The sequence below is a fragment of the Pseudomonas sp. HTZ2 genome, from assembly GCF_033173945.1.
Lineage (GTDB): Bacteria > Pseudomonadota > Gammaproteobacteria > Pseudomonadales > Pseudomonadaceae > Aquipseudomonas > Aquipseudomonas guariconensis.
Genome location: NZ_CP137332.1, coordinates 3,105,914 through 3,125,947 on the forward strand (window position 1 = coordinate 3,105,914; position 20,034 = coordinate 3,125,947).

Consider the following 20,034-nt stretch of genomic DNA (forward strand, 5'->3'; position numbering starts at 1 on the left):
AACGGATATCGACATGATCACCCAGGTTTCCAGCACCCACGCCCCGCTTGCCATAGGCCCTTACTCCCAGGCCATCCGGATCGGCAACTTGTTGTTCGTTTCGGGCCAGTTGCCCATCGTGCCGGCCACCGGCGAGTTCTGTTCCGATGACGTCGTCGCGCAGACGCGCCAGTGCCTGGAGAACATTGCCGCCATCGCGCACGAGGCCGGCACCTCCTTGAAGTACACGGTCAAGACGACGCTGCTTGTCACCGACCTGAGTGCGTTCGCCTTGGTCAATGGGGCCTATGCCGAGTTCTTCTCAGCGCCTTGTCCAGCGCGCGCCTGTTATGAGGTCAAGGCCCTGCCCAAAGGCGCCCAGGTCGAGATCGAGGCGGTGATCGCCCTTCCCTAGTCCCACTGCCGGGGCCTGAGGTCTTTGCTTCCGACGGCCCCGGTATCGCACCGCCACATAGACCCAGCACGCGTCATGCAGGCGCCCGCCACGGCGGGGGGACCGTCTGCGCACATCAATAATTACAACGAGAGATTGCGGAGGCTTTTATGGGTATGCCAATCGCTTCGAGTCCACGCGAAGCAAGCAGCACGTCCGGTCAACGTTTGCTGGATGAGGCGCGCCTGATGCCCATCCATGTCATCGCCGCGCTCGCCTGTCTGGGCGGCGCTGCGCTGGATGGCTACATCCTGGGAATCGTCGGCCCTGCGCTGGCGCTGGCCAAGAACGAACTGCTGCTGACCGCAACGAGCCAAGGCCTGATTGCCTGCAGTGCGTTGATCGGTGTATTCATCGGCGGTCTGGTGTTCGGCAACTTCGCCGACCGTTACGGACGTCGACCAGTGTTCTCCTGGAACCTGGCGGCGTTCATTGTCCTGTCGGTGTGCCAGTTCTTCGTGCAGGACATCTGGCAACTGGTGGTCATCCGCTTGCTTCTAGGGCTGGCAATCGGCGTCGAGTACGCCGTCGGCTCCACGGTCCTGGCCGAGTTTTCCCGACGCAAGAACCGCGGGGCCTTGCTTGGCTGCTTCACCATCGCCTGGCAAATCGGCTTTACCGCCGCCTTCATCATCGGCGCCTTCTACGACGGTGATAACTGGCGAATGCTGTTGGGTTCGAGTGTGATTCCAGCGGTCATCATCTACCTGCTTCGCCTGCTGCTGCCGGAAACACCAATGTGGCTCAAGGCACAGGGACGGGACGCCGAGGCCCGGGCCATCGTCGATCGGCACTTCGGCGCCGAGTACGCGATTCCCGATGTCGATGTCAGCCCCAAGGGCGCCTCGCTGGGCGAGCTGTTCAAGCGCGACACCTGGAAACACACCTTGTTCTCCGGCCTGTTCTGGTTCTGTCAGGTCGGCCCCTTCTTCGCCATCTTCACCTTCATGGTGCCGGTGCTGGAAACGCTGGGGCTGCAAGGCGATCACCGGGTCGACCTGTCGCTGAACGCCATTCAGATCGCCGGGGTGGTCTTTGGGGTGTTTCTGGTGCACTGGATGAGCCGTCGCGGATTCGTCATCTGGACCTTCGTCGCGGTATTGGCGATCTTCTTGGCACTGGGTCTGTTCGCCCATGCGCCGACCTGGGTCGTCGTAGGCTTGTTCGCGACGTACATGTTCATCGGGCCTGCGATCAACAACATTCAGTTCGTCTATCCGCCTGAGATTTTCGACACCCATGTCCGTGCGACCGGGATCGGCTTCTCGGCGGCTTTCTCGCGGATATCGGCAGCAGGCGTGACCTACCTGCTGCCCTCGTTGCTGCAGGCGTTCGGCTTCTCGGCGACCTTGATCATGATGGCGCTCTTCCCGCTGCTGGGCCTGCTGGTGACGGTGGCCTGGGCGCCGGAGACCAAAGGCAAGGCGTTGCGATAAAGGCTCAAGTGCGCTGGCGATACCCTTGGGGCTGCCCTGAGCAGCCCTCAAGGGTATTCACCGGTCAGTCACGCGCCTGACGCTTGGCGCCCTTCTTGACGATGGCCTTCAACCGCGTCGCCGCACGCTGCACCGTCGCCATCTTCTCCGGCCGCTTCATGCCGCGCCATTTGCGGATCTCTTCGCGGGTTCTGCCACAGCTCACGCACAGCTCGCCATTGAGCTGGCAAAGCGAGACGCAGGGGTTGTCGATGTCTTTGGCCATGGGCTGCTCCGAACGCGGGCGCGCATGATACTGCAAACACGCCGGCATTCGGTGTTCCCACCAAGGCACTTTTAAGACTCATCTTCTTGGCCGCCTGGCCCTGTCATGGTCCCATCGTGAATCGATGACCCATCACCGTGACAGGCTCTGGATACCTGATGGAAAAGTATTTTGGCATTGCGCTTTGCAGCCTGTCTTCGGTGTTCAGCGGATTCACCGTTGCCTCGCCAGCGAACGTCACCCCCGAGCAGGAGCAGCAAATCGCTCGGGTGAGCGATCTCGCCCACCAACTGGCTGATGAGCTTGAGCAAAAGAAGGTACTTGTGGATGCACTGAACCACTTGGAGCAACAGGTGGCGAACCTGTTCACGGCCAACCAGCAGCTCTCGGATCGACAGACCGCGCTCGTGGATGCCCAGGCGAAAAGCGCGGCCATCAGCCACTTGAACGATGAGGCCTCGAACGATGCGCGCACCAGTTATGCCGTGGGCGCCTGGCCCTTCTCGCCTTGACAGCACCCACAAAATCCGCAAAATCGCCGCCCCTCATTTGGCGACTGGAAGTCTTCCCATGCAACGGATTGTGATACTCGGTAACGCCGGCAGCGGCAAATCGACATTGGCCCGGGCGCTGGGCAAACGCCTCGGTGCTTGCGTCGTGCACCTGGATACGTTGTTCTGGGAACCAAACTGGGAAGAACCCGACGCCGACCAGTTTCGCGAACGGGTACGCCATGCCGTTGCCGCGCCCGCCTGGGTCTGTGAAGGCAACTATGCACGGCGCACCTTCGACCTGCGCCTGCCCCAAGCCGACCTGGTCATCTGGCTTGATACCCCGCGACTCACCTGCCTCGCCCGGGTGATCGTTCGCAGCCTGCTGGACAGGCCCCGGGCCGACCGGCCGGTTGGCTGCAAGGAACGCCTGGACAAAGCGTTTCTGGAGTTCTTGAAATTCGTCTGGCAGTTCGATAACAGCTACCGCGCAGAGATTGAAGCCATCCGCCTGACTGTGGCGCCGCAGGTTCCAACCGTGCATCTGTGCGGCAAGACGCAGATCGACCGCTTTTTGGAAAGGTTCGACGACACGACCCTGCAGAGAGCGATGGAGCCAACGCGACACGGTCGTCCCTAGTGTGCTTGCAGGGCTCAGGTTCGGCGCATTTGCCGTGCAATTGATAGTCGCTGCGGTGTGGTGCTGGGCCCTGATCAATCTGTATCTCCTGTGACCGTATCTGCCCAGCGCCAACTCACACAAAAGGGTGATGGTGGCCTCCGCACAGCCATGGAAAAATAGCCAAGCACGGACGATATGAAGAATTGACACTCCAGGGGTGGAGTGACAGGCCATGAGAGGTGGATCAAAACCGTCTGAAGCTTGAGTCCTGGTTGGACAACGGACTCGTTCAATCCCCAAGTCGAAAACAGGATCGTCGTTGGGCCAACAGGGATTGTCTTGTCATGCTTTCTTGATCAAGGCATTTAGTGGTCATCGAGCAATATTGCCGCTGTTGTCATTCGAAATCCGTTCGATGGCAATATAAATGCCTTGAAAGTATTAAGTAGTTACACCTACTTAATGAACTACAGGAATTGACCTGCGTTGTTACGGCTCTTCTCGTTCCGAAGGCCCGGTTTTATATCGCTGCCATGGCCTGGCGCCATTCGAGCCCGCAGGTCGCCCCACTCATGCCGTAAAACGCTTGTGAAGCTGCAAGTTTCAACGTAGCGACTCTTGGACGTGCTCAATGCGTTATTTCAACGCAGGTCATCACGTGCCCGCACCGAGGTTTTTCAAAGAGAACAAACGTACCCACAAAGTCACGATCGACCCAAATACCGCCAGTGCCTTGCCTCTGAACTTTCAGGAGTCAGTAATGAATATAACAACAAATGCGGCCGATACCTCCTCCCACCATTCACCGTCGCAAAGCACCTCATCAAGTCGTTTCCGCCAGTCCATGAGCCTGACCGCCCTAGTGCTGTTCGGTTTAGCCTACATGGTGCCGCTGGCGGTATTCACCACTTACGGACTGGTCACCCAAATGACCCGAGGGCATCTGCCCACCGCCTACATACTGACGCTCGTCGCCATGCTGTTCACCGCCTACAGCTATGGACGAATGGTCCAGGCCCACCCCTATTCCGGCTCGGTGTACACCTACACCCGCAAGGCCTTCGGCACCTACTTCGGCTTCATGGCCGGATGGACCCTACTGCTTGACTACATCTTCCTGCCGCTGCTGAGCTATCTGTTGATCGGCATCTACATGTCCGAATACTTCCCCGAAGTCCCCGCGTGGGTATGGGCGCTCGGCTCCATCGCTCTGGTGACGTTCCTCAACCTGATCGGCATCGAGTCCATCACCCGTGTCAACTGGGTGCTGATCGTTGCCCAGTTGGTGTTCATCGTGGTCTTCATCGCGCTGTCGATCAGTCACCTGAACCAGCAAGCGGGGCCTGTTTCGCTGCTGGCGCCCTTCCACCATGAAGGCTTCAGCGTGCCGCTGATCATGACCGGCGCAGCCGTACTTTGCTTGTCGTTCCTGGGCTTCGACGCGGTGTCGACCATGGCCGAGGAAACCCCCAACCCACAACGTCGCATCCCCCAGGCGATCATGGCGGTGACAATGATCGGTGGCCTGCTGTTTCTGGTGGTGTCCTGGTGTGCCCAGATGGTGTTTCCGCAGTGGAGCACTTTCCACGACCCCGACTCCGCATCGGTGGACGTCATGCGCCGGGTGGGCGGTGAACTGCTGGTGAGCGCCTTCACGGCCACCTACGTGGCAGGTTGCTTCGCCTCAGCGATGGTGTCCCAGGCGAGCGTGTCACGGGTGCTGTTCGCCATGGGCCGGGACGGCGTGCTGCCGCGCGCATTTGGCCAGTTGGTGTCCAAGAAGCGGGTGCCGGCCACAGCCATCATGGTGGTCAGCCTTCTGTCGCTGATCGCGCTGTTCATCACCCTTGATACCGTCGCCAACATGATCAGCTTCGGTGCACTGTTCGCCTTCTCGGCGGTGAACCTGGCGGTGGTCAAGCACTACTTGGTCGGCCAGAAGCTGCGTGGCCTGCGCAACTACCTGTTGTACGGCATGCTTCCGGGGCTGGGGTTCCTGAGCACGATCTGGCTGTGGACCAGCCTGTCGAGCATGTCGTTCATGATTGGCCTGGGCTGGATGGGGCTTGGATTCATCTGCCTGCTGGGGGTCACCCGGGCGTTTCGTGTCAAGCTGCCGGAACTGCAAATCGCGGCTGATTGATTCGGCAGACATGGAGGCACAGGGGCTATGGATGCCCCTTTGCCTGCAGGAGGCGTGCCTTTCGAACAGGTCCAGCCATAAGGAAGTACACTGCGTCGCCTTGAACACCTGGCTCGCCATCAGCAGCGGTCGGTGGCGCCGCTGCGAAGATAGGAAGCGCCGGCGGTGATCAATGCGCGCCTTGCTCGATCTCTGCGCTTGATTCACTCGCCGTCTGCGCGGCTAGCTTCTCCCGCTCGGCCTTGCTGATGTACTTGGGCTTGTTGCTGCGCGGTGCGAGCTTGGCGCTGGCTTTCTTGGCATGGGCCTTGAGCAACTGCTTGATTTTTTTCTGACGGTTCATGATTCACTCTGGCGGGATCGCGTTGCGCCTATCATACCGTGGCGTAGCGCCCACAAACCCACGGTTGATGCTTCATATAAAGACGCTTAAGTAAATCAATCTGATTTACAATGCCGTTTCTTTCGCCGAGGCCGCCGTTTCGTGGATGCACTGTCGCTTGCCTTCGAACATCTGACCGAGTGGGTGATCGCGCCCGTCACCGAGCAGTTTCTCGGCATATTCAACCTGAACGGCCGTTTCGGGGTCCTGTTCCTTTGCATCTCCTATGGCGTCGCCTATGGCCTGTTCCGCTTCAGAAAGCATCACGGCCTGACCGACGCCCCTTCGTTCTGGCAGTTCATCGGCGCTGGCCGAGTACACCTGCATCCCTCGGCGCTGCTGGATTACCGCTACTACTTCGTGCGAGCCGTCCTCAAAGTCGCGCTGGTGCTGCCTATCGTCAACTGGGTCGATCCCTACATCCTGCATTCAGGCGACTACCAGGCCTTTTTCGTCAATCTCTGGGGCGAACGCCCGCGCGTGGGTGAAAACCTCGGGCTCTCACTGCTGTACGGGTTGGGGGTGTTCCTGGTCAAAGACTTCATTCATTACTGGGCGCATCGGGCGTTTCATTCCCGCTGGCTCTGGGCTTTTCACAAGGTTCATCATTCAGCGCCCGTGCTGGTACCCGTGACGGCAAGCCGGGTGCACTTCGTGGAAAAGATCGTCGAAAAACTGAGCACCAGTCTATTCATCGGCCTGTACGCCGGTTGCTTCTGGTACGCCTGCGGCGGCGAAATCAGCCGCTACACCTTGTTCGGGGTGACCTACCTGGTGTTCATCTTCAATGGCCTGGCGGCCAACCTTCGCCATAGCCATGTCTGGCTGTCGTTCGGTCCGCGGCTTGAGCATGTATTGAACAGTCCGGCCCAGCACCAGATCCACCACAGTGACGCCCCGCGCCATTTCAACCGCAACTTCGGCACCAACCTGTCCCTCTGGGACTGGATGTTCGGCACGCTCTATGTCACCACCTCAACGCCTGAAGACATCCGCTTCGGCACCGCAGAACAAGACCAGCAGCGTTACCTGACGCTGTACAGCCTGGTGGTCACGCCCTTTATAGAGACAGCCCGCAAGCTTCTGGCAAAGGACAAGGGCACGCCAGAGTACATGCACACCAGACTCAACACCCAACGCCCTCAAGACACCCAGGGGTAGGCGCCGAGGCCCGACAACGGCTACCGTAACCCTTTTGCCAGCCGCCGAGCCGCCGCCCCATGACACGCACCCCCTCCCCGACCGACCGTGCCCACCTCGAGACCGAAGACGGCTATGTGGTGGTGCGCGGCGCGCGCGAACACAACCTCAAGGATGTGGATGTCGCCATCCCCCGCGATGCGCTGGTGGTGTTTTCCGGCGTTTCCGGCTCCGGCAAGTCATCGCTGGCCTTCGGCACTCTGTATGCCGAAGCGCAGCGCCGCTACTTCGAATCCGTAGCGCCTTACGCCCGGCGACTGATCGACCAGGTGGGCGTGCCGGATGTCGACGCGATCGATGGATTGCCCCCGGCTGTGGCGCTGCAACAACAACGCGGTGCGAGCAATGCCCGTTCCTCGGTCGGCAGCGTGACCAACCTGTCCAGCCTGGTGCGCATGCTGTACTCGCGCGCTGGCACCTACCCCAGCGGCCAGCCGATGCTGTATGCCGAAGACTTCTCGGCCAATACACCGCAAGGGGCCTGCCCGGCGTGCCATGGCCTGGGGCACGTCTATGAGGTCAGCGAGGCGAGCCTGGTCCCCGACCCGACCTTGAGCATCCGCGACCGGGCCATCGCCGCCTGGCCACCGGCCTGGCATGGGCAGAACCTGCGCGACATCCTGGTCACCCTGGGCTATGACGTCGACAGGCCCTGGAAAGACCTGCCGCAGGCAGACCGCGACTGGATCCTGTTCACCGAAGAAGCGCCCACCGTGCCGGTCTATGCGGGCCTCACGCCGGCCGAAACCCGCACCGCCCTCAAGCGCAAACTCGAGCCCAGCTACATGGGGACGTTCACCGGTGCCCGGCGTTACGTACTGCACACATTCGCCAACACTCAGAGCGCGCTGATGCGCAAGCGTGTGTCGCGCTTCATGGAGGGTCGCCCCTGCCCAGCGTGCGACGGCAAGCGTCTGAAGCCAGAGGCATTGTCAGTGACGTTCTGCGGGGTGGACATCGGCACCCTGGCCCAGATGCCGCTGGACCAGGTCGTGGCCTTGCTCGAACCGGTCAGCCGAGGCCAAGTCTCTGCCCAGGACACCCGCTCGAGCGAAAAACAACTGGCCGCGCAGCGCCTGGCCGAAGGGGTGTTGGCGCGCCTGCGCACGCTGCAGCAGCTGGGCCTTGGCTATCTCACCCTGGAACGCGCCACACCGACACTGTCGACCGGCGAGCTTCAGCGACTGCGCCTGGCCACGCAACTGAGCGCCCTGCTGTTCGGCGTGGTCTATGTGCTCGACGAGCCTTCAGCCGGCCTGCACCCTTCCGACAGCCAGGCGCTTTACGACGCCCTCGACCGCCTGCGCGACGCCGGCAACTCGGTGTTCGTGGTCGAGCATGATCTGGAACTGATGCGCCGCGCCCAATGGCTGGTGGATGTCGGTCCCGATGCCGGTGAGCGCGGCGGCCGCGTGCTCTACAGCGGGGCCCCGGCGGGCCTGCGCGAAGTGGCCGAATCGCACACCGCCCGCTACCTGTTCGACCAACTGCCCGCCCCCAGCACTCGCGCCCGCACACCCACCGGCTGGCTGGAGCTGAAGGCCATCCGACGTCATAACCTGCACGGCGTGGACGCACGCGTGCCGCTGGGTGTGCTCACGGCGGTGACCGGCATCTCCGGCTCCGGCAAGTCGAGCCTGATCGCCCAGGCATTGCCCGAGTTGATGCTGCTGCACCTGGGGCACGAACCTGAGGAGCAAGACAGCGAAGCCAGCACCGAAGGCCCGACGATCATCGAGCGCACCGGCGGTCACCTGGGCGGCGATGTACAGGCCGTGCAACGGGTCGTGCAGGTGGACCAGAAGCCGATCGGTCGCACGCCTCGCTCCAACCTGGCGACCTATACCGGGCTGTTCGACCCTGTGCGCAAACTGTTCGCCGCGACCGACGAAGCCCGCAAGCGCCGCTATGACGCGGGGCGTTTCTCGTTCAACGTGGCCAAGGGGCGTTGCGACACCTGTGAAGGCGAAGGCTTCGTCAGCGTCGAGCTGCTGTTCATGCCCAGCGTCTATGCCCCCTGCCCCACCTGTCACGGCGCCCGCTACAACGCGGACACCCTTGCGGTGCAATGGAATGGCCGCAACATCGCCGACGTGCTGCGCATGACGGTAGAAGAAGCCTGCGATTTCTTCGTCGACGAGCAAGCGGTATCGCGCTCGCTGCAGGTGCTGCGCGAGATCGGCCTGGGTTACCTGCGCCTGGGCCAGCCGGCCACCGAGCTGTCCGGCGGCGAGGCGCAGCGCATCAAGCTGGCCACCGAGCTGCAGCGCAGCCAGCGAGGGCGCACGCTGTACGTGCTCGACGAGCCGACCACCGGCCTGCATGTGGCCGATGCCGACCGGCTGATGGCGCAGTTGCAACAGCTGGTCGATGCCGGCAACAGCGTGGTGATGATCGAGCACGACATGCGCATGGTGGCCCAGGCCGACTGGGTGATCGACATTGGACCCGGGGCAGGCCAAGCCGGTGGCCTGGTCGTCGCGACCGGCACCGCCGCCGAGGTTGCCCAGGTTCAGGGCAGCCGCACTGCGCCCTATCTCGCGCAGGCGTTGGCCCGCGGGCACGCCTGAGGGGCGCTGCGGCTGAACCCGCGCCCTACAGGCTCACAGCGCTTTCATTTCGCCGATGTCACGCGCCACCTGGTCGGCTGAGTGGTCGAACATCGATTGCTCCTGCGCATCCAGGGGCAGTTCGACGATCCGCGTCAGCCCTTGCTCTCCCAGCACGCAAGGCACCCCCATGGCAATGTCCCGGCGCCCGTACTCGCCCTCGAGGATCGCGACCGCAGGCAGAATGCGGTTTCGACCGTTGGCGATCGCATCCACCATCTGGGCGATTGCCACGCCCGGTGCATCGCATGCGCTCCCCACCTTCTTCAGGCCCAGGATTTCGCCGCCTCCCTGACGGGTACGCTGCACGATCCGCTCGATCTGCTCAGAGGTCAAAAAGTGCGAAAGCGGTACAGAGCCGACCGTGCAGTAGCGCATCAACGGCACCATGCTGTCGCCATGGCCTCCGAGCACCAGCGCCGCGATATCCCGGGCAGAAAAGCCTGTCTGTTCGGCAATGAAGCACTTCATCCGCGCGGTATCCAACACCCCGGCCTGCCCGAACACCTTGTCGCGGCCCAGCTCACTGAGGCTCCAGGCCCGGTAAGTGAGCACATCGACCGGGTTCGACACCACCAGTACGATCGCCGACGGGGCATGCCGATTGATGTCCCGCATGATGCCGTCGAGTATCGGCAGGTTGATGCTCAGTACATCCTGGCGCGACTGACCCGGCTTGCGCGGCACGCCCGCGGTGATCACCACCAACTCGGAATCCTGCAGCAACTGAGCATCGCCCCCTCCGTAGACCCGGGTATCGGAACCGGACTCGACGGCTGCCTGCCAGACATCCAGTGCCTTGCCCTGCGCCATGTCCCCTTGCACATCGATCAACGTCAGCTCACGGCAGAACTCCTCCCGGGCGATGATTTGCGCCGCCGCCTCACCCACCATTCCGGCACCCACAATGGACAATTTGTTCACTTCACACCTCCTCGCGGCCCGCGCCACCAGCCAGACGCCGCCGATACCAGCAGTATCGGCCCTGGCGAAGGCCTCGCAGTGCTTTCACGACGCAAGGCCGCCTGGGGTGTTGTCGACAGCGAGAGTGGACTTCGAGTCAGGTCAAGGTTTCGCTTGGCGCTTTCCAGCGCCGCGACCTCTCGCTACAAGTGTCGGCCTACTTGAACAAGGCCCCACGATCGCGTTTGATGAGCCGAGCGCAGCGTGCCGCTCCCGGCCTCTGCCCCGTGAGGAGCCTGACATGACCGACCCGATCTATCTGGAGGACCTGGCCGTAGGTGATACCTTCACCAGCGGTGAGCATTGCCTGGATGTTGAACAGATCATTCGCTTTGCCCGTGAGTACGATCCGCAGCCGTTTCACCTGGACGAAAGCCTTGCCAAGGACACGTTCTTCGAAGGGTTGGCCGCCAGCGGCTGGCAGACCAGTGCGCTGACCATGAAACTGTTGGTGAGCAGCCTGCCCCTGGCCCGCGGCGTGATCGGTGCCACTGCCGAGGTTTCCTGGCCGCAGCCCACCCGAGCAGGCGACCGGCTGCGTGTGCAGAGCACCATCGTGAGCATCACGCCCTCGCGCACGCGCCGCGACCGCGGCATGGTGGTGGTCGAATGCATCACGTCCAACCAGCGGGGCGAAACCTTGCAGCGCATGACGAGCAAGGTGCTGTGCTTTGCCCGTGAGGCCTAGGCGCCCTGCCGGGGTCAGTAGCGGATGAGTTGTTCGGCGGTGATCATGCCGCTGGCATCGCCGCCGGCCCGCTCGGAGTCCTTGATCGCCGCAGGCATTGCACCTGAGCGCTGAGCGTTGCGGGCCGCCGTTATCAGCTGAAGATTGCGAGCGTACAGCGCACGATTGGCGCCGACACGAAGGTTGGAGCGGGCCGCCAGCGTCTCGGCCTGCTGGTATTGCCCCTGCTGCAGGCGCAACACACCCAGGTAATGCAAGGTGGCGGGATTGTTCGGCTGTATGTGCAGCGCGCGTTCCAATGTCGCCGCCGCCTGGTCCAGATGACCTTCTGCATATTGCTGCGAGGCGGCTTCGATCAACGCGGTGGAGGCGTTGTTGCTACGGGCTTGAGTGGCACGGCCGCCAGCCATGGCACACTGGGATACGATCACCGTCAGACACAGGCATAAAGCCAACCATACAGGCGTGCTTGGCATCGGAAACGAACTCGACAAGACCGGGTGGACTGCCACACGATGGGCAGGTTTGCAGCCGTCCAGGTTGGCTGAGCCCTTGTTCGGAAGGCAAGGGATGCTATCGACCGGGCCCGCCGCTTGAAGTTCCGCGTCGCCCGGCCTGATCCGCCGCTTTCGCCTCCCCCAAGGCTGGCCTCGGTCGGGATGAGGTTTCCAGCCCTGCAACGGCCAGCGGCCATCAGGGCCGAGCACGCGGACAGGACCAATCGGCCAATTCCGATGGAAAGCCTGCCGTCTGCCAAAAACCAGGCTGCATCCTGGGATCCAAAGGCGTTATGGTTAGCACCATCCCCACGTCAATTGCCATGGAGGCAGTCATGACCACCCTCTTTCGCGCCAGCCTGCTGCTGTTGATCGTCGGCATGATCCTGGGCGACATCGTGCTCGCCAGCGTTGGCTTGTGCGGTGTGTGTGGCATTGCCGTGCATGGCACGATCCAGCAGGATGCCCGGGCAGAGCCGCCCGCCGAATCGGATTTCATTGCATAGCTGGCGCATGGCCATAGCTGGGCGCCTATCATCTACACTGCTCGTTGTCGCCGGGCAGTGACGTGCCCTGCGCTTTTCCCGGACGACAGCACCACGGTTGTCAAGGATCGGTACTCAATAGGCCTTAGCAGTGGCGAAACCCAGGATGCTCGAAACCGTCGTGTGGCGCCTCGGCCTCGCCGTCCTGTTGGCGCTTGTGCTGCTGGGCAGCCTGCGCGCCGATTGGGATTTCTCGCAGATCAGCCGACGGGCCCAGGCCCTCTATGGCCCTCTGGGCCCAGGCCAGGCGCGCATCGATGCCTGGCAGCAGTTGCTCGCCACCCAGCAACAAGGCAGCGAGCTGGAACGGCTGCGGCAGGTCAATCTCTTCTTCAACCAGCAGTTGCGCTACGTCGAAGATATCGACCTGTGGCGCGACGTCGATTACTGGGCGACACCGATCCAGTCACTGATCAAGGGCGCAGGCGATTGCGAGGACTACGCTATCGCCAAGTACTTCAGCCTGCGGCGCATGGGCATACCCAGCGAGAAGCTACGCATCACCTATGTCAAGGCCCTGCGCCAGAATCGGGCGCACATGGTCCTGACCTATTATTCGACCCCACAGGCCCAGCCGCTGGTGCTCGACAGCCTGATGGACGCGATCAAGCCGGCGGGCGAGCGCACCGACCTGTTGCCGGTCTACGCCTTCAACGGTGAGGGTCTCTGGCTGACCGGCGCCTCGGGGAACAAGAAAGTCGGCGATACCAAACGGCTGTCGCGCTGGCAGGACGTGCTGAAAAAGATGCAGGCCGAAGGCTTCCCGGCCGAATCGGTCTACTAAGGAGCGCAGATGTCACTGTTCAAACAATTGCTGTTCGCCATTTGCCTGTTCCTGGTGGTTGCCTTCACCGGCAGCTTCATGGTCAGCCTGGAAAGCTCGCGTAGCCAGTACGTGAACCAGCTGCGCTCGCATGCCCAGGACGGTGCCACTGCATTGGCCCTGTCGCTGACGCCGAACATCGACGATCCAGCCATGGTCGAGCTGATGGTGAGCTCGCTGTTCGACAGCGGGTACTACGCCAGCATCAAGGTCATCGACCTGGCCTCCAACGCCGTGCTCGTGGAGCGCCACGCCGAACCCGACAGCAACGGCGTGCCCGCCTGGTTCATTCGCCTGGCGGGACTGCAGGCCGCCGGCGCGGACGCCATCGTCAGCCGCGGCTGGCAGCAGGCGGCACGGGTCGAGGTGGTCAGCCACCCGATGTTCGCCCTGGCCAAGCTCTGGCAAGGCGCCTTGGGCAGCCTGGGCTGGCTGCTGCTGTGCGGGGCCTTGAGCGCCGTGTTGGGCGCCTTGCTGCTGCGCCGCCAATTGCGCCCGCTCGATTACATGGTTGCCCAGTCCCATGCCATCGCCCGCCGGGAATTCCTCAGCCTTCCGGATCTTCCCCGCACGCCCGAACTGCGCCGCGTCGTCCAGGCCATGAACCAGATGGTCGAGAAGCTCAAGGCGCTGTTCCACGAACAGGCCGAGCGCAGCGAGCAGCTGCGTGCCGAATCGTATCAGGACAGCCTCACTGGCCTGGCCAACCGGCGTTACTTCCAGATGCAGCTCAACGACCAAGTCAGCAACGTCGAGGACGCCCGGGCTGGCTACCTGCTGCTGCTGCGCATTCAGGACCTGGCCGGCCTCAACGCGCGCCTGGGCGGGCAACGTACCGATCAGTTGATCCAGGCGGTGGCCGAACAGCTACGCCGCGCTTGCGCCTCCCATCCCCAGACCCGCGACCTGATCGCGCGCAGCCGTGGCGGCGAGTTCGCCGTGCTGGCCCCTGGCCTGGACTCCGAGCAAGCCGTACACCTGGCCCAGGCATTGGAGCAGGCCTTGCACAGCCTGCACCAGACCGAGGCCAGCGATGTCAGCCCGGTGGCCCGCATGGGCCTTGCCCCCTATACGCCAGGCGATCAGCCCGACGCACTGCTCAAGCTGGCCGATGAAGCCCTGGCGCGCGCCGAGCACCAGGGAGCACCGAGCTGGGTGTGCCTGGAACGCAGCGCCGCGACACAGGCACCCGACAGTCAAAATGCCTGGCACTCGCGGCTCGACCGGGCCTTGGACCGGGGGCTGTTCGAGCTGTTCTTCCAGCCGGTGGTCGATTGCCAGGTGCCGAGCCGGATCCTGCATTACAAGGTCATTTCCCGTCTGCACGATGATCAGGGCGAGCCGTTGGCGGCGGGTCGCTTCCTGCCGTGGCTCGAGCGTTTCGGTTGGATGCCGCGCCTGGACCTGTTGATGCTGGATAAGGTCCTCAGGCATCTGGAAGGCCACGATGCCTCCCTGGCACTGAACCTCTCGGCCGCCACCCTGGCCGATGACGGCGCGATGCGCCAGATCTACGAACAGCTCGGCCATCATCGCGCATTGGCCGCACGCTTGACCCTGGAAATCGGCGAAGAGCAACTGCCCCGGCAGGCCTCGCTAGAGCACTTGACCCGACGCCTGCGCGAGTTGGGCGTTGGCCTGGCGCTGCAGCGCTTCGGCGGGCGCTTCAGCATGATCGGTAACCTGGAAAACCTGGGACTTGCCTACTTGAAGATCGACGGTAGCTACATTCGCCACATCGATCAGGAGCAGCATAAACGCCTGTTCATCGAAGCCATTCAACGGGCAGCGCACAGCATCGACCTGCCGCTGATTGCCGAGCGGGTCGAGTCCGAAGGGGAATCGAACGTTCTGCGCGAAATGGGCGTGCAAGGGATGCAAGGGCGGCGGGTGGGCGAGCCTGCACCCTGGCGCTGACGTCAGCGCTGCCGCCCCCGGACGGGGTCAGATCAGACCACCGCCCTCGTCTTCCTCGATCAGGTTGTTCAGGCTGCCGAGCGCCTTGCGCGCCGAAGAGCGGTTGAGCAGTTTGGACTGCGCATCCGGCGGCAGGTCGGTGATGCTGATCACGCCCTTGGTGGTCAGCACGTCGATCAGGTCTTCGAGCACACGGATCATGTCCAGGTCACTCTGCTTGAGCTGGCGAAGGCTGTTTTCCACCACATCGTCCGCGAACCAGGCCTGGATTTCGCCATGGTCGGCGGGGAGTATCTCCGTGTACTCGGCGTAAGGAGCGGCTTCGACCCGCAGCAGTTGGCCTGCGGCATCGCGTTGCACGTAATACATGGTATCGACCCTCGTGACGTGTTGGTTTCGCCTTGTCTGGCCTTTGCGCGAATACATTTCATACTGCCCCTCGCTACGCAGCATAGGCAAAGATCGCCCGGCAACAAGTAAGGCGAGCCTGCTCATCGGCGCGGGATAGTCCGTTTGGAGGATTCCTCTGCAGCGACGGCGATCAACCATGGTCACGGTCATCTCTCAACCATGCCTTGTGTCAAGGAGCGCTCCGTGCAGAAAGTCATCTACCTGCTTTGGCAACCCGAGCACGACACGTTCGATTCGTTCTCCCAGCAATTGAGCGGCCCCCTCGCCGACCGCCTGCACACCCTCGGCGCCCAGCACCTGCAGCTGAACCTGGCCGACGCCGACGTGAGCGCCGCCAACGGCTTGCGCCAGACACAGGCAGGCCCCCTGCCCCAGGCCGTACTGAGCTTCTGGCTGGACAGCGCCGTCGGCGAATTCCGCCGCCCATTCGACGAGGCCTTGCAGGTGATCTGTTCGCGCATTGCGGGGTACCTGGTCTGCGAGTCGGTGCCCATCCGCAACACGCGATTCCCCGCCAGCCCCGGCCAGCGCACCCACGGCTTTTCGCAACTGGCCTTCCTGCAACGGCCGACGCGCTTGAGCCACGAGGCCTGGCTCGAGGTCTGGCAAAACCACCACACACGGATAGCCATCGATACCCAGGACAATTTCCAGTACGTGCAAAACCTGGTGGTGCAGGTGCTCACCCCTGGCGCCACCGCGTTGGCGGCCATCGTCGAGGAATGCTTCCCGCCGGCAGCCATGGACGATCCGCAGGCGTTCTTCGATGCGCCGGGCGATGAGGCGAAGTTCCAGCACAACCTGGCGCTGATGATGGACAGCTGCCAGCGCTTCATCGATTTCGACCAGCTGGGCGTACTGCCCACCAGCCAATACCCCCTGTCACTGGAATTTCTCGCATGAACCGTCTTACCGGCAAGACAGCCCTGGTCACCGGCGGGGGTCAGGGCGTAGGCCAAGGCATTGCCCTGGCGTTGTGCGCCGAGGGCGCGCGGGTGGCCGTCGCAGGACGCACACTGGCCCCCTTGGAAGCGACCTGCGCGCAAATCCGCGCGCGCGGTGGCGAGGCACTGGCGGTGGTCTGCGACGTCACCCAGGCGCAGGCCATCGAGCAGTGCGTGGCCCAGGTGCTGGAAGCGTTCGGCACGATCGACATCCTGGTCAACAACGCCCAGATCGTACCCCTGGGCCGATTGCTGGAGGTCAGCGACGAGGCCTTCGCCCAAGGCATGGACTCAGGCCCCCTGGCCACCCTGCGCTTGATGCGTACATGCCACCCGTATCTGCGGGGCGGCGGCGTGGTGGTCAACCTGGCCTCCTCTGCCGCAGTGCGCTGGGACGCCTGCGGCTATGGTGCCTATGCGGCGGCCAAGGAAGCCATCCGCTGCCTCAGCCGCGCAGCCGCATGCGAATGGGGGCCTGATGGCATACGCGTCAACGTGATCGCGCCCCACGCCTTGTCTCCAGGGCTCGAAGGCTGGATGCAAGCCCACCCGCAAGAAGCCGAAGCGTTCCTGCAGGGCATTCCGCTGCGCAGGGTCGGGGATTGCGAAAGCGACATCGGCCGAACGGTCGCGTGGTTGGCCAGCGACGAAGCAGGCTATCTGACCGGCGCCACCCTGCCGCTCGATGGCGGCCAGGCGTTCTGGGGTTGAGCATGCAGTAGCGCCAGCCTCCTGGGACGCTCCGGAGGCTGGCGGCCATTACCGGCAGATCAAGGTGGAAAACCCAACCCTGCGGAAAGATCGGCCCCCTTGGCATCACGCGCCGTGCCAGGCGCCTGCTGCCCCGAGGTATCGTCGACGGCGTGTTTCACCGAGGCCTTGAGCCCCTCGCCCTTGGCCTTGAGCGCGTCGGTGACCCGATCGCTGCTGGGCCCCATGAGCCGATCCTCCTGACGCGTGCCGGGCAGCGCAGCGCCCAGCGCCGCTCCCAGCAGTACGCCCAGCGCTGCCAGCACCAGCGGCTGCTCCTTGAGCAGGTGGTCCATCTGGCCCTTCAGGGCGGTGGCCTGGTCGCCTACCTGATGTGCCCGGCTGCCCAAGGATTGGGCAGATTCGCTCACCGAGGCGCGTGCGCCCTGGCCGAGCTCGCTGGCGCGGTCCCTCGCATCGTGGGCTTTGCTGCGCACCTTGTGGCTGGCATCGTGCACCGTCTGTGCGGCTTGGGCGAATGCACCTTTCACGGAATCGACCGCATCACCCAGTTTTTCGCCCAGCCCAGGCCCTGTGGATGCAGGGCCTGGATTAAAGGGCCGGTGCTGGTTAAGGCCCAGCCAAGCCAGGCCAAGGACCGTCAGGGTCGCAGGTACCGGGTTGTTCTTGAGGGTGGTGCCCAGGTTGTGCAGGAACTCGCCACCATTGCCTTTGCCATAGGCAAGCAGCCTGTCGACCAATTGCCCAGGGCTCAGTCGTTGCTCCAGTGCATCGACCAGTTCGTTGATGTGCTCGCGCTTGGCGTTGATTTCCTGCTCGAGCAAGTCGGGGTCTTTTTGTGCGTCGCGTTCGAAGGTGCTGGTCATGGCAGTTTCCTCTTCAAGGTGTCCTTGTCCTGCTCCATGGCATGCAACGTACGGTCAGGTCTGAGGTGCGAAGGCTCGAACTGCTTCTTGCCCGATTGCACCATGATCAAGCCGACGATGACGGTGACGGCACCCACGATCAGCGCAGCCAGCCACGGCTCCAGCACCATCGCCAGGGCATAGACCGCCGCCAGCAGGAGGATGACAAAACCTGCCAGCAACACGATCGCGCCGGTCGCTACGGCCGCCGTGCCGGCCTTGAGCGTGGCCAGGTTCTGTTGCAGTTCGGCCTTGGCCAGTGCCAGCTCCTTGGCGAACAGTTCCGGGACTTCGCGCATCAATTGGCGCAGCAGGCCCGTCACGCCCACGGGATCGTCGACCGTCGAATGTGCAGTTGGGGTGTGTTGCAAAGGGTCCTTGTTCATCACTCGCCTCCTTTGAGTGGATCGCGATCCAGTGGGCTGTCACTCACCGGCCTTCCGGCGCCGAGCCCCACAGGGTCGACGGGGGTGTAGGGTTTGTGGGTGGACACATCGCTCGCCCGATCGGGCACGGCTGGTAGGGTGTGATCGGGCTCAGGGCGCGCGTGCGTCCTAGGTTGAGGGGGTTCGGCGGTTGCGTGGCGGTTGCTGGCACTGGCGAAACGCGACAAGGCAAATCCCACCGCCACGCTGCCTGCGAGAAAGAGCGCAGGATTGTCCCGCGCCAGCTGTGCACCTCGCTGTAGCAGGCTTTCGGCACTTTCATGACGAACCTGCTCGGCGAAGCTGCCGATGCAGGCGGCCGCCTCGTTCAGATAGTGGGAAAGCCCTAGGCTGTCATGGCCCTCAAGCTCCGAAGCCGCCGAACGCGCGCCTTCCTTGAGAGCGTCGAGCTGCTCCGCCGCACGGTCGCGGTATTGCTCGTACTGGTGGGTACCTTGGATTTTCGCATCATCGAGCAAAGCTCCGGCTTCATCGGCAATGGCGTGGAGGTGATCCTGTGTACTGCCCGGCCTGGAGGTGGCGCTGGGGTCGTTTTTTTCCATCATGACGTCCTCGAAGTTGACGATTGGGTGAATGCCGGAACTTGCGACATTCATTCGAGGGACGTGGGCGCAACACAGGGAGTTCAGTCCAAGCGATCGGCAACGGTTCGCCGGGGTGCCAATGGCTCGTGCACCATCCATTAGGGCCGTGCTTTAGCGCGCACCTGCCTGCGTCGATTTCCCAAACCGCCTGCATACGCAGTTTGAACGTTCGGGACAGGGCGGCATCCTTTGCCAAGACACAGGTTGTTTTCTCTCGATAACCAATAGGCCTGAAGGTATGGCACGTCTTCCTGTAATCGGCATAGTGGCAAGCTCCTGGAAAATCGGCCCCCATGCCGTGCAGATCATGGACGACAAATACGGGCGCGCCGTTGCCTTGGCTGCCAATGGCCTGCCTGTCGTGATTCCTGTGTTCGCCGAGCTTCTGATGCCCCGCGACATCATAGAGCGTGTCGACGGCCTGCTGTTTACCGGGTCGCCCTCGAACATCGAGCCACATCACTACCAAGGTCCTCCCAGCCCACCCGACACCCCGCATGATGCGGCCCGTGACCATCTGGCCCTGCCGCTGTGGCGCGAAGCCGTCGACGCCGGCCTGCCGGTATTGGGCATCTGTCGAGGGTTCCAGGAAATGAACGTCGCCTTCGCCGGCACCCTTGAACAGCGGTTGCCAGAAACCGGCACCGAACATCAACCGCCGAGCAACGAGCCGGTGGAAGACCAATATGCGCGCACACACAACCTGACCGTGTTGCCAGGCGGTGTGCTTTATCGTCTGGGCCTGGCGGGCCGTATCGAAGTCAACTCGGTCCATGGCCAGGGTATCGCCGAGGTGGGCAAAGGCTTGCGTGTCGAGGCCGTCGCTGAGGACGGCCTTGTGGAAGCGCTTTCGGTAGAAGGCAGCCAGAGCTTTGCCCTGGGCGTGCAATGGCATCCTGAGTGGCAGGTCATGTTCAACCCGGATTACCTGGCCATTTTCAAAGTCTTCGGCGACGCCTGTCGACAACGCGCTCAGCAGCGTTGCGCACGCCGTTGAGGGCTCGGGCCACTGGAGGAAG

General features: G+C 63.0%; 22 protein-coding genes. 14 read left to right on the forward strand and 8 right to left on the reverse strand.

The genetic code is table 11. The features are described 5' to 3' along the window. The first annotated feature begins 13 nt into the window (after positions 1–13). On the forward strand, positions 14–394 hold the full coding sequence (locus tag R6G97_RS14365) for a RidA family protein (RefSeq protein WP_043207021.1): 381 nt from the start codon (positions 14–16) through the stop codon (positions 392–394). 149 nt (positions 395–543) lie between these two features. Further along, a complete protein-coding gene (locus R6G97_RS14370) occupies positions 544–1,869 on the forward strand; it encodes an MFS transporter (protein WP_052352377.1) in 1,326 nt (441 codons plus the stop codon). A 64-nt stretch (positions 1,870–1,933) separates the two neighbouring features. On the opposite strand, the gene R6G97_RS14375 is transcribed toward R6G97_RS14370, so the two are convergent. Then, positions 1,934–2,134 (reverse strand): DUF1289 domain-containing protein, encoded by a 201-nt coding sequence (locus tag R6G97_RS14375; RefSeq protein WP_043207024.1) that lies wholly within the window; start codon positions 2,132–2,134, stop codon positions 1,934–1,936. Between the two features lie 158 nt (positions 2,135–2,292). Between R6G97_RS14375 and R6G97_RS14380 the strand changes: the two genes are divergently transcribed. From R6G97_RS14380 to R6G97_RS14390, 3 genes are all read left to right on the forward strand, one after another. After that, positions 2,293–2,646: a hypothetical protein gene (locus R6G97_RS14380; protein ID WP_090344744.1), complete on the forward strand. Its 354-nt coding sequence runs from the start codon at positions 2,293–2,295 to the stop codon at positions 2,644–2,646. Between the two features lie 58 nt (positions 2,647–2,704). Then, complete coding sequence (locus R6G97_RS14385) at positions 2,705–3,265, forward strand: AAA family ATPase (RefSeq protein ID WP_317847134.1); 561 nt, start codon at positions 2,705–2,707, stop codon at positions 3,263–3,265. A gap of 742 nt (positions 3,266–4,007) precedes the next feature. After that, positions 4,008–5,390: an APC family permease gene (locus R6G97_RS14390; RefSeq protein WP_317847135.1), complete on the forward strand. Its 1,383-nt coding sequence runs from the start codon at positions 4,008–4,010 to the stop codon at positions 5,388–5,390. 169 nt (positions 5,391–5,559) lie between these two features. Here R6G97_RS14390 and R6G97_RS14395 read toward each other — a convergent pair whose 3' ends face one another. Beyond that, complete coding sequence (locus tag R6G97_RS14395; protein ID WP_102081520.1) at positions 5,560–5,733, reverse strand: DUF2986 domain-containing protein; 174 nt, start codon at positions 5,731–5,733, stop codon at positions 5,560–5,562. A 141-nt stretch (positions 5,734–5,874) separates the two neighbouring features. Between R6G97_RS14395 and R6G97_RS14400 the strand changes: the two genes are divergently transcribed. Both R6G97_RS14400 and R6G97_RS14405 read left to right on the forward strand, forming a co-directional pair. Further along, positions 5,875–6,933 (forward strand): sterol desaturase family protein, encoded by a 1,059-nt coding sequence (locus tag R6G97_RS14400; RefSeq protein ID WP_182815385.1) that lies wholly within the window; start codon positions 5,875–5,877, stop codon positions 6,931–6,933. Positions 6,934–6,992: 59 nt separating this feature from the next. After that, on the forward strand, positions 6,993–9,542 hold the full coding sequence (locus R6G97_RS14405; protein WP_180962703.1) for an excinuclease ABC subunit UvrA: 2,550 nt from the start codon (positions 6,993–6,995) through the stop codon (positions 9,540–9,542). A 33-nt stretch (positions 9,543–9,575) separates the two neighbouring features. Here R6G97_RS14405 and R6G97_RS14410 read toward each other — a convergent pair whose 3' ends face one another. Next, positions 9,576–10,505 (reverse strand): malate dehydrogenase, encoded by a 930-nt coding sequence (locus tag R6G97_RS14410; protein WP_182942919.1) that lies wholly within the window; start codon positions 10,503–10,505, stop codon positions 9,576–9,578. Between the two features lie 280 nt (positions 10,506–10,785). On the opposite strand from R6G97_RS14410, the gene R6G97_RS14415 reads away from it, so the two are divergent. Next, positions 10,786–11,232 (forward strand): MaoC family dehydratase, encoded by a 447-nt coding sequence (locus R6G97_RS14415; protein WP_043207036.1) that lies wholly within the window; start codon positions 10,786–10,788, stop codon positions 11,230–11,232. Between the two features lie 14 nt (positions 11,233–11,246). On the opposite strand, the gene R6G97_RS14420 is transcribed toward R6G97_RS14415, so the two are convergent. After that, positions 11,247–11,663 carry a tetratricopeptide repeat protein gene (locus tag R6G97_RS14420; protein WP_232095182.1) on the reverse strand — a complete coding sequence of 139 codons (417 nt, stop codon included), beginning with the start codon at positions 11,661–11,663 and terminating at the stop codon, positions 11,247–11,249. 401 nt (positions 11,664–12,064) lie between these two features. Between R6G97_RS14420 and R6G97_RS14425 the strand changes: the two genes are divergently transcribed. The 3 genes from R6G97_RS14425 to lapD all read left to right on the forward strand — a co-directional run bounded on the left by R6G97_RS14425 (position 12,065) and on the right by lapD (position 15,014). After that, complete coding sequence (locus R6G97_RS14425) at positions 12,065–12,235, forward strand: hypothetical protein (protein ID WP_167358089.1); 171 nt, start codon at positions 12,065–12,067, stop codon at positions 12,233–12,235. Positions 12,236–12,380: 145 nt separating this feature from the next. Continuing rightward, positions 12,381–13,058: a cysteine protease LapG gene (lapG, locus tag R6G97_RS14430; protein WP_317847136.1), complete on the forward strand. Its 678-nt coding sequence runs from the start codon at positions 12,381–12,383 to the stop codon at positions 13,056–13,058. A gap of 9 nt (positions 13,059–13,067) precedes the next feature. Then, complete coding sequence (gene lapD, locus R6G97_RS14435; RefSeq protein ID WP_317847137.1) at positions 13,068–15,014, forward strand: cyclic di-GMP receptor LapD; 1,947 nt, start codon at positions 13,068–13,070, stop codon at positions 15,012–15,014. Positions 15,015–15,041: 27 nt separating this feature from the next. Here the strand turns inward: lapD and R6G97_RS14440 are convergent, their stop codons facing one another. Then, positions 15,042–15,383 carry a tryptophan synthase subunit beta gene (locus tag R6G97_RS14440; RefSeq protein ID WP_070571167.1) on the reverse strand — a complete coding sequence of 114 codons (342 nt, stop codon included), beginning with the start codon at positions 15,381–15,383 and terminating at the stop codon, positions 15,042–15,044. Positions 15,384–15,608: 225 nt separating this feature from the next. On the opposite strand from R6G97_RS14440, the gene R6G97_RS14445 reads away from it, so the two are divergent. Together R6G97_RS14445 and R6G97_RS14450 are read left to right on the forward strand one after the other, a co-directional pair. Beyond that, positions 15,609–16,328, forward strand: coding sequence for an EthD domain-containing protein (locus tag R6G97_RS14445; protein WP_182815392.1), 720 nt, complete (start codon positions 15,609–15,611; stop codon positions 16,326–16,328). Beyond that, entirely contained in the window at positions 16,325–17,080 is a 756-nt protein-coding gene (locus R6G97_RS14450; RefSeq protein WP_317847138.1) for an SDR family NAD(P)-dependent oxidoreductase, read from the forward strand. Before R6G97_RS14445 ends, R6G97_RS14450 begins: the two co-directional genes overlap by 4 nt. Positions 17,081–17,139: 59 nt before the next feature. Here the strand turns inward: R6G97_RS14450 and R6G97_RS14455 are convergent, their stop codons facing one another. The 3 genes from R6G97_RS14455 to R6G97_RS14465 are packed head-to-tail and all read right to left on the reverse strand — an operon-like array spanning position 17,140 to position 19,027. Next, positions 17,140–17,946 carry a DUF3618 domain-containing protein gene (locus tag R6G97_RS14455; protein WP_317847139.1) on the reverse strand — a complete coding sequence of 269 codons (807 nt, stop codon included), beginning with the start codon at positions 17,944–17,946 and terminating at the stop codon, positions 17,140–17,142. Then, positions 17,943–18,371, reverse strand: a complete 429-nt coding sequence (locus R6G97_RS14460; protein WP_043207053.1) for a phage holin family protein — start codon at positions 18,369–18,371, stop codon at positions 17,943–17,945. The genes R6G97_RS14455 and R6G97_RS14460 overlap by 4 nt, the downstream gene beginning before the upstream one ends. Further along, positions 18,371–19,027: a hypothetical protein gene (locus R6G97_RS14465; RefSeq protein WP_317847140.1), complete on the reverse strand. Its 657-nt coding sequence runs from the start codon at positions 19,025–19,027 to the stop codon at positions 18,371–18,373. The genes R6G97_RS14460 and R6G97_RS14465 overlap by 1 nt, the downstream gene beginning before the upstream one ends. Positions 19,028–19,253: 226 nt before the next feature. Here R6G97_RS14465 and R6G97_RS14470 point away from each other — a divergent pair, with 226 nt between their 5' ends. After that, positions 19,254–20,012, forward strand: coding sequence for a gamma-glutamyl-gamma-aminobutyrate hydrolase family protein (locus R6G97_RS14470; protein WP_043207055.1), 759 nt, complete (start codon positions 19,254–19,256; stop codon positions 20,010–20,012). Positions 20,013–20,034: the final 22 nt, after the last annotated feature.

Excerpts from the sequence above, each read along its gene's own strand:
- R6G97_RS14365 (WP_043207021.1), top strand. The coding sequence starts at position 14 with ATGATCACCCAGGTTTCCAGCACCCACGCCCCGCTTGCCATAGGCCCT.
- R6G97_RS14370 (WP_052352377.1), top strand. The coding sequence starts at position 544 with ATGGGTATGCCAATCGCTTCGAGTCCACGCGAAGCAAGCAGCACGTCC.
- R6G97_RS14375 (WP_043207024.1), bottom strand. The coding sequence starts at position 2,134 with ATGGCCAAAGACATCGACAACCCCTGCGTCTCGCTTTGCCAGCTCAAT.
- R6G97_RS14380 (WP_090344744.1), top strand. The coding sequence starts at position 2,293 with ATGGAAAAGTATTTTGGCATTGCGCTTTGCAGCCTGTCTTCGGTGTTC.
- R6G97_RS14385 (WP_317847134.1), top strand. The coding sequence starts at position 2,705 with ATGCAACGGATTGTGATACTCGGTAACGCCGGCAGCGGCAAATCGACA.
- R6G97_RS14390 (WP_317847135.1), top strand. The coding sequence starts at position 4,008 with ATGAATATAACAACAAATGCGGCCGATACCTCCTCCCACCATTCACCG.
- R6G97_RS14395 (WP_102081520.1), bottom strand. The coding sequence starts at position 5,733 with ATGAACCGTCAGAAAAAAATCAAGCAGTTGCTCAAGGCCCATGCCAAG.
- R6G97_RS14405 (WP_180962703.1), top strand. The coding sequence starts at position 6,993 with ATGACACGCACCCCCTCCCCGACCGACCGTGCCCACCTCGAGACCGAA.
- R6G97_RS14415 (WP_043207036.1), top strand. The coding sequence starts at position 10,786 with ATGACCGACCCGATCTATCTGGAGGACCTGGCCGTAGGTGATACCTTC.
- R6G97_RS14425 (WP_167358089.1), top strand. The coding sequence starts at position 12,065 with ATGACCACCCTCTTTCGCGCCAGCCTGCTGCTGTTGATCGTCGGCATG.
- lapG (WP_317847136.1), top strand. The coding sequence starts at position 12,381 with ATGCTCGAAACCGTCGTGTGGCGCCTCGGCCTCGCCGTCCTGTTGGCG.
- lapD (WP_317847137.1), top strand. The coding sequence starts at position 13,068 with ATGTCACTGTTCAAACAATTGCTGTTCGCCATTTGCCTGTTCCTGGTG.
- R6G97_RS14440 (WP_070571167.1), bottom strand. The coding sequence starts at position 15,383 with ATGTATTACGTGCAACGCGATGCCGCAGGCCAACTGCTGCGGGTCGAA.
- R6G97_RS14450 (WP_317847138.1), top strand. The coding sequence starts at position 16,325 with ATGAACCGTCTTACCGGCAAGACAGCCCTGGTCACCGGCGGGGGTCAG.
- R6G97_RS14455 (WP_317847139.1), bottom strand. The coding sequence starts at position 17,946 with ATGACCAGCACCTTCGAACGCGACGCACAAAAAGACCCCGACTTGCTC.
- R6G97_RS14460 (WP_043207053.1), bottom strand. The coding sequence starts at position 18,371 with ATGAACAAGGACCCTTTGCAACACACCCCAACTGCACATTCGACGGTC.
- R6G97_RS14465 (WP_317847140.1), bottom strand. The coding sequence starts at position 19,027 with ATGAATGTCGCAAGTTCCGGCATTCACCCAATCGTCAACTTCGAGGAC.
- R6G97_RS14470 (WP_043207055.1), top strand. The coding sequence starts at position 19,254 with ATGGCACGTCTTCCTGTAATCGGCATAGTGGCAAGCTCCTGGAAAATC.